Below are 10,857 nucleotides of genomic sequence, written 5' to 3'. Positions count from 1 at the left end.
TTACCGGTTGATTCATTTAATATTTGCCATTTGATACTACCTTCTAACCATAGTCCGCCTGTGTTTTTAAAATTCAGGCACAAATAGCGCACAGGCTTTTTGTCTAAACCTATTTTTGTGATATCAAACAGGTTCTCTACCTCTATTTCCTTTGAATTATCCAGTGCAAAATTTACATAGACCTTTATAGCCATACGTAAACTTATCTTTATAGTTGCTCCCTTTTTATTGGCGCTATTTTCCGGATTCAATTGTGTAAAATATAACATAGCCGTATGAACCGGTAAACTGGTATCGGCATCTTTGGGCATGGTTACATTGACAGTTAATTCTTGAGAAGCTTTTGGCGCTAATGTAAAATAAGAACCGGGAAATATTTGTAACCAATTGGCGCAAGAAGTTTTGAGTGTACCCTGCTCATATAATTTATTATTGCCCAAAGAATCATAGTTCCAATCACCCAAGGATACACCAATTTCTAACGGCTTATCCCCCGGATTGCTTAACTGTACTTTCTGAGAACCCATTGAACCGGGCATGAGCGTATAATAAAGTCTTGGTGGATTTGCCGAAATAGCTCCCTGTCCCCAGCATTGACATGTAGTCAATGCGAGTACTAACAAGATGCTGAGCAATATCGATAATTTTATGGAAAATCTTTTACGCATATACATAAAAATACGATTATACAAAAAACTCCTTATGCTGAACACATAAGGAGTGCTGTATATATTCTTGTGCAAATATATCATTACTACCTCAACTTACTAAATAAAACTACTGAGGTACAATTGTGTAAGTCAAGTGTGCGGTATAAGTTGTTCCACTTGCAGAGTTGTGCAAAGTATTGGTACTCACGTCGACCACCGGTGCTTTATACTCAATTTTGAAATTGGCATTGTTAGAACCTACTGTAGATGTTATAAATGGTGTTGCAGAAGAAATGTTGTTTACACCCAAAGCTGCTGCATAAGTTGGAAGGCCACCAAGTGCAGAACTACCAGCACTTGGCGTAAGTGTAACATTAGGCATATTGACATCAACACTTGTAGCCTGTACGGTTATTTGAAAAGGGGAGCTACTAAAACAGGTAAGTTGGTTGGCACTGGTAGAGTCTACGCCTGAGGAATAACTAGCGGCTGTAGAATAAACAAGGTTAACGTCCGCTGTATTAAGTGCAATAGTTTGTACCGGCATTAGCTTTAAGCTAACTGTTCCTGAAACTTGCGCTTGCGCTTGCACATTACTGCCTAATAGTAAGGCTATAACGACAGCCCCTAAAAAAGAAATCTTTTTCATTTTTGGTTTGTTTTGGTTTGGTTTGAATGCAACAACAATAATCTTTAAGAATAAAAATGTTGGTCGAAAATCGGGTCGTTAAAAAGACTGTTGTTGTTTCTGTTCTGTTGTTGGTTCTGTTCTGTTGTTGGTTGCTTTAAACTTTAAAGCTGTTAGTTCCGTTGGTTTTGATGCCACAAAGATAAAAAGAGTTATATTTTTATCATTAAGAAATCCTGTTAAACGGGCAAAAACGCATTTGAAACGGACAGCTTTTATTTTTTATGAAAATTGTTGATAATTTTATTACATTGTATTGTCGCACATTTACTTTTTAAAATCCTAGTCTTTTTCGGGGAATGCGATGGCTCGTTATGGGCTTAGAATAAGGTGGAGGTAGTAGCATATAATCCGAGTAAGTTTTGGTTGCGGTCGTGGTTGATTTCCATTTTTTCTTACTACCTCCGGGCCTTTAAAATCATTGTTGGTTGTTCAGGGTTGTGAATATTAAAAGGGCATTTTAGCATTTAATAATTTAATATTATGATTATAAGATGATTATGCGTAAATTTGACCAATTGCTGGCTGGTTATTAATGTTTTACATCTTATTGACTTTGTATTTATACGATTTATATCCTTTAAATATTAAGCTAAGGTAGGATGGCTAGATTTTATAGACAATAGGGGATAACCCTGATATTTTAGAAGAGGTGAATTTAAGGTTATTTTTCAGAGCATTATTTAAGAGGGTAAAGAGCTGTTAGCACATTGAATGTGAGCTAGTTATATTACGGTATCTAATTTTTGATAGTTGATTCATGATAGAATTACAATCCGATAAAATGATTAACTTAATGCGAAAATCAATGCTGCAAAATGTGATAATGTCTTTTTTGCTGTTCGCTTTCGTTAGTTGTCAACAAAATAATAGGGTCAATTCTATATTGGTTAGGAATACTAGTTTACTTGATAGTACTAATAAAAGTATTACAGTAATAGATTCTAATAAAGAAAATCCTTCTGTGAAAGTAAAGCAGTTAATACAATTGTATTTGCGCGTGCCAAAGGAAGTTCGCCCGGCTATTTACAAGCCTGTTTTTACCAAATTATTTTACTTAGCCTATGCACATCCCGATAGTACTGTTTTAGATTTCTATCGGCAACAAAGTGTGTCGAATACCCAGTTTCCCCAGATAACCATAGAGGCTTTGCTTAGGCAGGCATATTATGACTTGTTTATCAATCAAGAAGCCGGTCAAGGTTTGCAATCGCTAAAAAAGGTAGCAGCCTATAGATCGCAGTTTGATGATACAATGTCCAGATCATATAACAGTCTTTACGCCCAGACTATGCTGCAAATGGGAAACCTCAAAGCTGCCGCGAGTTATTATATTAAGACGATTGCTCTTGCGGAAAAAATAAAGGATAGCGCTAGTATCATTTCCAATTATGGTAATCTTGCTGTAGTTTATTCTCAAATGAATGAAGATGTAAAGGCTATACCATTGGAATTTAAGAGTTTAGACTATTTTACGGCACACAAAGACAGTGTTTCTATGTTTATCGGGAACGTAAGCTTAGGTCGCGCTTTTGCCACTATTGGAAAAGTTGATACCTCTTTCATCTTTTACAATAATGCCCTGCAATTATTAAAAGCAGGTGTACATAATCCAAGTGTGGAAATTATTTTATACTCCAATTTAGGCGAAATATACGCCGATAGTGGGGAGCTTAAAAGATCTATTTATTATTACGATTTATGTAAACAGCCGCTAAAAGAAATAGGCAGCGATGAACAGTATCGAATATTTAATATTTATGCCACTAAAGCATACGCGCAGGTAAGAGATGTAAGTAAAGAGGTTGATGAAATAAAAAAAAATATTCTTGTATTTGTTAAGGACAGTGATTTGATAAATGTACGTGCAAGTTATTATAGTTTATATGAAATTGCTGGTATTAAAAAACGGCCTGCGGAAGCCTTGAAGTACTATATATTATCTGATTCGGTAGATAAAATTTTAGCTAGTAATGCCAATAAAAAGTTTACGGATGAGCTGCAAACCAAGTATGAGACCCAGCGCAGAGAAGTAAAGATTCAAATGCAGCAAAAGGAGCTCGTAAAGAAAGCGGCATTTAGTAATATGCTTCTTGCCTTATTAATAGTATTGGGTCTAGGTACCGCTTTTATTATTACACGAGGTCGCCTGATAAGAAAAAGAAAGGAAGCTTTGATGCAGCAACAGTTTACTTCCGGTCTACTAGCCAAGACGGAAGAAGAACGTGGACGCATCGCGCGTGATTTACATGATGGATTAAGCCAGGAATTATTGCTGTTGAAAAATCAGGTAAATGTAGGCGTTAAGATTGAGCCTGAGAAAATAGATAAAATTATCAATGAAGTGCGTACTATTTCCAGAAACATACACCCTGTAATGCTGGATCAGATCGGCTTTAAAGAAAGCATTCTGCATACCTGTAATCAGATATCAGAATCGGAACAGCTTTTTATTGCTACAGATATCGAATATCATATGGAGCTTTCTAAAGAAAAAGAATTGCAACTTTTTCGCATTATACAGGAGGCACTCAACAACATTATTAAATATGCATCGGCTCAGGCGGCTAAAGTGCAAATTGCAGAAATACATAAAGGCCTAGGCGTTATTATTCAAGATAACGGAAAAGGCTTTGATGTCCAGGCCACCTTAAATGGTCATTCTGCCTTTGGATTATTAAGTATCTTGGAAAGAAGTAAAGCCATCAATGGAAAGGCTTCTATTTCTTCGGATTCAAAAGGTACTATTATTAACATTGAAATCCCTCTTTCTTATGGCTAATATATTAATTGCGGATGATCATCCCGTAGTTCTACTTGGTATAAAAACCTATTTAGAGCAAAAAGGGTACAACGTTGCCGCTACCTGCGATAATGGTATTGAAGCCTATAATCAAATTTTGGCAAAACAGCCTTCTATTGCTTTATTGGATATATCAATGCCTGGTATGACCGGTTTGGAAATTTTGAAAAAACTATCAGAAACTAAATCGCGCACTAAAGTTGTCTTAATTACACTGCAAAACGAATTGTCGGTTTTTAACTATGCTAAACAATTAGGTGTAAGGGGCTTCTTACTCAAAGAATTTGCCATGAATGAGATGGAAAAATGTTTAGAGGAAGTGCAAAATGGAAATATTTATTTTAGCGAGCAACTCAATGATAGTTTGCACCATAATGCCGGATCGATTGAACCGGCTGGTTTAGAAAGTCTCACTTTTTCTGAAAAGAAAATACTGCAGCTTATATCCGAACAGAAATCCAGCAAAGAGATAGCATCTATTTTATTTATTTCCGAAAAAACGGTAGAAACACATCGAAGCCATATTATGAAGAAGTTGGATATTCCTTCCGGGAAAAATGCTTTATTGAAATGGGCTATAGAGAATGGAAAATAGCGACTTTTTCGCTGGATGGCATATGTCTAGGTTCGGACACAGGACCGCTCCCATCAAATACCCGTGCAGAAGTCCGTGCCATTCCACGTTAAAGGATCCGCATAGGCCCATAATCGCGTAAACATTTGTGCCATGTATGTTGACGGAAGCTCACAAGAATCCAGATGTGCCGGCGGTCTTGTCAAGGACTCCTTTTTCGGCTTCCTCTTAGAGTGAGAAATGCTGTTAAAATGATAGCGCTTAAAGATGAATTGGGGACACCTCGACTTCGCTGAGCACTTGTTAAAGGTCGTGGTTTCGGGAAAACAAGTTTTAGGCAATTGTCAACGACTACATTATTTGTTTTAACTTGCGCCAATGGTTTCAAAGACAAAAAAAGAACGAGCTATTATACTCATTACGAATGATGATGGTATACATGCTCCGGGCATTCGCGCCTTAGTAGAGGCCGTAAAAGATTTAGGAAAGGTAATAGTAGTTGCGCCCGATAAACCACAAAGTGGAATGGGCCACGCTATCACGATAGGACAACCTTTACGCTTAAACAAAGTTGATATTTTTGAAAGCATAGAAAGCTATCAATGTTCCGGCACACCTGTCGATTGTGTGAAGTTGGCAGTAGATAAAGTATTGCACCAAAAGCCTGATATTTGTTTGAGTGGTATTAACCACGGCGCCAATCATTCAATCAATGTTATTTATTCCGGTACGATGTCTGCCGCACTCGAAGCGAGTATTGAAGGAATCCCCAGTATTGGTTTGAGTCTGCTGGATCCCAGGGTGGAAGCCGATTTTAGTGCAGCGAAAAAATATGCAAGCCTTTTAGTGAAACAATTGATTGGCAAAAAATTAGACAAACATTTTTGTTTGAATGTAAATATTCCGGCAGTGCCTGAGAGTTTGATAAAAGGGGTAAGAGTTTGCCGGCAAGCTTACGCTAAATATGAGGAAGACTTTGAGGAGCGTAAAGACCCGGCAGGCAAAAATTATTATTGGCTCACCGGTGAATTTGTTAACTTCGATAAGAAGAAAGATGCTGATGTGTGGGCATTGGCCAATAATTACGTAAGCGTTGTTCCGGTACAATTCGACTTAACCAACTACAAATTAAAAGAAACTTTAGAGAAAAAGCTACATTTTGATTTTTAAAAAAGACACGATAAGATTTGGGTTCCTATTAGGACTATTGGCTCCTTTTGTTGGAGTGATAATCTATTATTTTGCCAAATATTTTCCCACGTTTTCCATTCTAGAGTTTCTGCGTGCAGCGTTTCAAAATAAATCTTTGCTTACTGCTGTTTCTAGTATTTCGTTAATGGCGAATGTGATACTTTTTACAATTTATATTAACCGGAGAAGAGATCAAACAGCTAAAGGTATTTTTTTAATTACCTGTTTGTATTTGTTAGCTGTAATTTTTTATAAATTGATTTAATGAAACTTTTTGTAAAAGAAGAGAGATAATTTTTTAGAAAATGAAAGCAATGATACTGGCGGCGGGACTTGGTACGCGCTTGAAACCCTTTACAGACGAACATCCTAAAGCATTAGCAGTTGTAAACGGAAAAACTTTATTGCAGCGTAATATTGAGTATTTACAACAATACGATATTAAAGAAGTTATTGTGAATGTGCATCATTTTGCAGATCAGATTAAGGATATAGTTGCGCAAAATAATGGTTGGGGTTCTACTATTTCTTTTTCAGATGAAACCGGTGCGGTTTTGGAGACAGGAGGCGGGTTATTAAAAGCGGCGCCGTTTTTTGAAGCAGAAGAAAATTTTGTATTAATGAACGTCGATATTTTATCCAATATTGATTTGACTAAGTTGTTTTATCGTCAAGAAATAGAAAAAAATATTGCTACTCTGGCAGTAAGTAAACGTACAACTTCACGCTATTTTTTATTTAACGGTTATGGACATTTATGTGGCTGGGAAAATGTAAACTCTGGCGAGCAGAAAATTACCCGGTTTTCGGATACAATGGTACAACGGGCTTTCAGCGGTATTCATTTTATTGATACTAAAATATTCCCGTTGATAAAACAACGTGGAAAGTTTTCAATGGTAGACGTGTATTTGGATCTGTCGAAGAAACACAATATTGGATATTACGATCATTCCGGCGCTAAGTTTATGGATGTAGGCAATATAAAAAGTATAGAAAAAGCGGAAGGCATGTTTAAGTAATGACTCCCGCTTTAGACTTTAATTGGTCGCATTACTTTCTCTCCCAAATTTCGAAACTATAATCATACTGGTTTTGTTCATCCTTTGCATAGTCTAGCCTTGAGGATAATTGCCATTCTTTCCCATTTATTTCCGGGAAAAACGCATCAGCGTCTTCAAAGGTAGCGTGTATGCGGGTGAGGTGAATTTTATTGGCTCTAGGTAGCATTAATTTATATATTTCTGCACCGCCAATGACCATCAATTCATTATAGTCGTGTTCTTGTGCAATAAAAAGAGCATCTTCCACTTTATTAATGACAATGACATCTTCGGCTTTGAACTCTTTTCCACGCGTCAACACGATATTTAATCTACCTGGCAATGCTTTGCTCTTGAGTGCCTGATAGGTTCTTCGTCCCATCAATATAGGCATTCCCCAAGTCTGGTTTTTGAAATATTTAAAGTCGTTGGGCATGTGCCAAAGCATCTGATTGTTTTTTCCGATGGCATTATTTTCAGCGGCGGCGACTATCATGGAAATATTCATAAAGCTAAGAGTTGAAAGTTAATAGTTTATATGGCTACCTTTCCTTTAATGTGCGGATGCGCCTGATAATTTTCCAAAGTAAAATCTTCAAATTGAAAATCAAAAATATTTTTTACTTCCGGATTTAAATGCATGGTGGGTAGTGGGAAGGGTTTACGAGAAAGTTGTAACTGCACTTGTTCGAAGTGATTGTTATAGATATGTGCATCACCAAAACTATGAATAAATTCACCTGGTTGCAAGTCGCAAACTTGTGCGACCATCATGGTGAGTAAAGCATAAGAAGCAATATTGAAAGGGACGCCTAAAAAAACATCGGCGCTGCGTTGATATAATTGGCAACTTAATTTTCCATCGGCTACATTAAACTGGAACAATGCGTGGCAAGGACTTAATGCCATTTTCGGTAGGTCTGCAACGTTCCATGCATTTACAATGATTCTCCTGCTGTCCGGATTGTTTTTGATTAATCTTATTGCTTCTGCTATCTGATCGTAGGCCTTGCCATCCGAACCTTCCCAGCTGCGCCATTGCTTGCCGTATACAGGTCCAAGATCACCATTTTTATTTGCCCATTCGTTCCAAATAGAGACATTGTGCTCATTTAAATAAGCAATATTGGTGTCACCTTTTAGAAACCAAAGTAATTCATAGACAATGCTTTTCAAATGTAATTTTTTGGTGGTAACCATGGGAAAGCCTTTTTGCAAATCAAAACGCATTTGATAGCCAAAAACACTACGTGTACCCGTTTTGGTGCGGTCTTCTTTATTTGTACCGTTATCCATTATATGTTTGAGCAATTCTAAATATTGTTGCATAGTTGAAATATGAAAAGTGAATAATGATTAGGCTTCTTCATCAAAATATAGTTTATAAAAATGTTTTCCCGCTACGTCATCGAAGCCTTTTTCTAATAAATCTCTACGACCATGAATGTAAACGTGAAAATTTTTGTCCAGCTTTAAAATCGATTTGAACGACTTTGCTTGTTTGTTAACGGCAGCTAAATTTATGTCAAAATTTTCATCAATTGTAAAATTTTTGGCCTGCTCGTAATTACGTTTGTATTCGATAAAACTATCAATGACCTCTTCGTGATTGATTACCTCTTCGGAAAATTCTTTTAAATTAAATGCATCCTTTGTTTTAAAATAATCTAAAGACCGGTTCATCAAATCTATTTGATCACTTTTGGCTACTTCAAATTTATCAGGATACTCCTGAGTGAAAAATTGCTTGCAAAGCCCAATGTATTTGTCTGTCTGATGGTAGTCGTCGCCATAAGGGGCAATCTGCAAAAAATCGTTTATCCAGTAATGTGTATCGTTTTGTTTATTGCTGTTGTCAACCACGCATACAATATAACCCTCTTCTTTGTTCCTTTGAAAAATAAGACAACCTTTGTCGAGTTTGTTGATATTTATGCCTTCTTCTTGTCCTACCTCCAAACTGTCTCCGTGTGGGAAAACTTTTAAGAAAGACTGTTTTGTTTCGCTTTTAAAAATGCCCACCGCTTTTACAAAATCATTTTCAAATGGAACCTCTTCAAAAACGGCCACATAAAGTTCACCCTCTTTTACTTTTACATGGGTACTTTTCGCATATAAAAATTGTCCGACTAATGCAGAATGTTGTACAAAATTTTTGCCATCTTCGAAAAGCAGACCGGCATAATTATACATTTCATTCATTGCCAAATCGCTGATATGCGTAAATCGGTAGTGTTCGTTTTCATTAAAATTGGTCAAAAAATATTTTGTCAGCAATTGTTGAACCAACACATCATTAAGGGTAAGGGCATTTGGCGAAATCTTTAATGCTTCGCCACGTGTTGGATTACCCACTTTATGAGCGATTACCTGCATCAATTTTACATTGTCAATTCCTGTCATGCGGCGAAGATAAATTTTCGCAGCAAAATTTTAAGAAGAAAAACCTTTTATTCTTAAAATGCTGATTATTAGTATTGAAACGCATATATCGGTCGTTGATAAATAAGCAGTTATCAGAAAATTTTCGCGGCAAAAGGCTATTGGATTGCCGAAAAAAGATTATTTTTATTCTTCAATTCATTGTTAATTACAAATAACGCTGAAAAAACTGCTACTTCGAGACCATCATTTTGTGAAAGAAAGTTCGTGGAAGCAGGCTGCCAACCGAGAGATACCTTGTTCAATTTTTAGTCAAATAAATTATAAAAATGAAAAAGGTTTTAATTAGCATTTTTGTTGTTATAATAGTTGTCATCGCGGCACTATTAGCTTATGTTAAGTTTTCGCTACCGAATGTTGGAGCTGCTCCTGATTTGCATGTTGCCTCTACTGCCCGACAAATACAACATGGCAGGTATCTTGCCAGTCATGTATCGCTATGTATGGATTGTCATTCTATTCGGGATTGGAGTAAATTTTCTGGTCCTATGGTAATTGGTACTGAAGGAAAAGGGGGAGAGCTTTTTGATCGAAAGGTTGGCTTTCCCGGAGTTTTTTATTCGAAAAATATCACCCCTGCTCATTTAAAGAATTGGACCGACGGCGAAATTTTCAGGGCTATCACTACCGGTGAAGATAAATCTGGAAGTGCCCTTTTCCCCGTAATGCCCTATCTCTATTACGGTAAGATGGATAAAGAGGATATCTACGATATTATCGCCTATATCAGAAGTCTTCCGTCTATAGAAAATAAAACCCCTGACCACAAAATAGATTTTCCGATGAATTTTATTGTGAATACGATTCCGACGAAAGCTTCTTTTGTGACCAAACCACCAAAGTCAGATACAATTAAATATGGTGCCTATTTAGTGAATGCGGCTGCCTGTATGGAATGTCATACGCAGGTGAAAAAAGGACAGGTGATTGCTGCGTTGGCTTTTGGAGGTGGACGGGATTTTCACATGCCCAACGGGATAGTCAATTCCGCAAATATTACACCTGATAAAGCGACAGGAATAGGTAACTGGACGGCGGAAGAGTTTGTTGCAAGATTTAAAGCTTATGAAAATACATCAGCACTTCCTGCAATGACGGCTAATAGTGTGAATACCATTATGCCATGGACAATGCTTGCGGGCATGGATACTTCTGATCTGAGGTCCATTTATGCCTATTTACGATCCATAAAACCCATTCACAATGAAGTGGTGCATTTCGTGGCATCTAATGAACAGAAATAATCTGACCTTATTCTTATTATTTGAGCGAGCTTAGCAATAGTGATTAGTGATGGCAATTTTACAAATCTAAAAGGGAACATTCGGTGAACAAAAGTTTGAATGTCCCTGATAATATATAAGCTATAAGAATTACATTTTTTCCCTTCCGCCTTGTCCAAAGACTATGCAAAAAAAGGCACAGGCTTGCAACGACATTTTTTTCCCACACTAGGGCAAAAAATC

At 36.9% G+C, this 10,857-nt stretch carries 10 protein-coding genes; 5 read left to right on the top strand and 5 right to left on the bottom strand.

The window, feature by feature from the left end; translation table 11 throughout:
• Together ACQR30_RS17775 and ACQR30_RS17770 are read right to left on the bottom strand one after the other, a co-directional pair.
• Window positions 1-668 (bottom strand): hypothetical protein (locus ACQR30_RS17775; RefSeq protein ID WP_429737135.1); only part of this gene is annotated, 668 nt, incomplete at its 3' end.
• Between the two features lie 109 nt (window positions 669-777).
• Window positions 778-1,299 (bottom strand): hypothetical protein, encoded by a 522-nt coding sequence (locus ACQR30_RS17770; RefSeq protein ID WP_429737134.1) that lies wholly within the window; start codon window positions 1,297-1,299, stop codon window positions 778-780.
• Between the two features lie 799 nt (window positions 1,300-2,098).
• Here ACQR30_RS17770 and ACQR30_RS17765 point away from each other — a divergent pair.
• The 4 genes from ACQR30_RS17765 to ACQR30_RS17750 all read left to right on the top strand — a co-directional run bounded on the left by ACQR30_RS17765 (window position 2,099) and on the right by ACQR30_RS17750 (window position 6,928).
• Window positions 2,099-4,120 carry an ATP-binding protein gene (locus ACQR30_RS17765; RefSeq protein ID WP_429737133.1) on the top strand — a complete coding sequence of 674 codons (2,022 nt, stop codon included), beginning with the start codon at window positions 2,099-2,101 and terminating at the stop codon, window positions 4,118-4,120.
• Window positions 4,113-4,736: a response regulator gene (locus ACQR30_RS17760; protein ID WP_429737132.1), complete on the top strand. Its 624-nt coding sequence runs from the start codon at window positions 4,113-4,115 to the stop codon at window positions 4,734-4,736. Before ACQR30_RS17765 ends, ACQR30_RS17760 begins: the two co-directional genes overlap by 8 nt.
• A gap of 357 nt (window positions 4,737-5,093) precedes the next feature.
• On the top strand, window positions 5,094-5,885 hold the full coding sequence (gene surE / locus ACQR30_RS17755) for a 5'/3'-nucleotidase SurE (protein ID WP_429737131.1): 792 nt from the start codon (window positions 5,094-5,096) through the stop codon (window positions 5,883-5,885).
• A 326-nt stretch (window positions 5,886-6,211) separates the two neighbouring features.
• Window positions 6,212-6,928, top strand: a complete 717-nt coding sequence (locus ACQR30_RS17750; RefSeq protein WP_429737130.1) for a nucleotidyltransferase family protein — start codon at window positions 6,212-6,214, stop codon at window positions 6,926-6,928.
• Between the two features lie 31 nt (window positions 6,929-6,959).
• Here ACQR30_RS17750 and ACQR30_RS17745 read toward each other — a convergent pair whose 3' ends face one another.
• Genes ACQR30_RS17745 through ACQR30_RS17735 form a run of 3 tightly spaced genes read right to left on the bottom strand, consistent with a single transcriptional unit; the run spans window position 6,960 to window position 9,352 of the window.
• On the bottom strand, window positions 6,960-7,457 hold the full coding sequence (locus tag ACQR30_RS17745) for a dihydrofolate reductase (protein WP_429737129.1): 498 nt from the start codon (window positions 7,455-7,457) through the stop codon (window positions 6,960-6,962).
• 26 nt (window positions 7,458-7,483) lie between these two features.
• On the bottom strand, window positions 7,484-8,278 hold the full coding sequence (locus ACQR30_RS17740; RefSeq protein WP_429737128.1) for a thymidylate synthase: 795 nt from the start codon (window positions 8,276-8,278) through the stop codon (window positions 7,484-7,486).
• Window positions 8,279-8,305: 27 nt separating this feature from the next.
• Window positions 8,306-9,352, bottom strand: coding sequence for a nucleoid-associated protein (locus ACQR30_RS17735; protein WP_429737127.1), 1,047 nt, complete (start codon window positions 9,350-9,352; stop codon window positions 8,306-8,308).
• A 308-nt stretch (window positions 9,353-9,660) separates the two neighbouring features.
• Here ACQR30_RS17735 and ACQR30_RS17730 point away from each other — a divergent pair, with 308 nt between their 5' ends.
• Entirely contained in the window at window positions 9,661-10,635 is a 975-nt protein-coding gene (locus ACQR30_RS17730) for a c-type cytochrome (protein WP_429737126.1), read from the top strand.
• Window positions 10,636-10,857 lie beyond the last annotated feature (222 nt).

The sequence above is a fragment of the Arachidicoccus sp. genome (genome assembly GCF_050436765.1).
In the GTDB taxonomy this organism is placed as follows: domain Bacteria; phylum Bacteroidota; class Bacteroidia; order Chitinophagales; family Chitinophagaceae; genus Arachidicoccus.
Note: the sequence above shows the minus strand (reverse complement) of the source record. Positions and strands in the feature narration are given on the sequence as shown.

Bases quoted from the DNA above. Each gene is read 5' to 3' on its own strand.
- ACQR30_RS17770 (WP_429737134.1), bottom strand. From the start codon at position 1,299: ATGAAAAAGATTTCTTTTTTAGGGGCTGTCGTTATAGCCTTACTATTA.
- ACQR30_RS17765 (WP_429737133.1), top strand. From the start codon at position 2,099: ATGATAGAATTACAATCCGATAAAATGATTAACTTAATGCGAAAATCA.
- ACQR30_RS17760 (WP_429737132.1), top strand. From the start codon at position 4,113: ATGGCTAATATATTAATTGCGGATGATCATCCCGTAGTTCTACTTGGT.
- surE (WP_429737131.1), top strand. From the start codon at position 5,094: ATGGTTTCAAAGACAAAAAAAGAACGAGCTATTATACTCATTACGAAT.
- ACQR30_RS17750 (WP_429737130.1), top strand. From the start codon at position 6,212: ATGAAAGCAATGATACTGGCGGCGGGACTTGGTACGCGCTTGAAACCC.
- ACQR30_RS17745 (WP_429737129.1), bottom strand. From the start codon at position 7,457: ATGAATATTTCCATGATAGTCGCCGCCGCTGAAAATAATGCCATCGGA.
- ACQR30_RS17740 (WP_429737128.1), bottom strand. From the start codon at position 8,278: ATGCAACAATATTTAGAATTGCTCAAACATATAATGGATAACGGTACA.
- ACQR30_RS17735 (WP_429737127.1), bottom strand. From the start codon at position 9,352: ATGACAGGAATTGACAATGTAAAATTGATGCAGGTAATCGCTCATAAA.
- ACQR30_RS17730 (WP_429737126.1), top strand. From the start codon at position 9,661: ATGAAAAAGGTTTTAATTAGCATTTTTGTTGTTATAATAGTTGTCATC.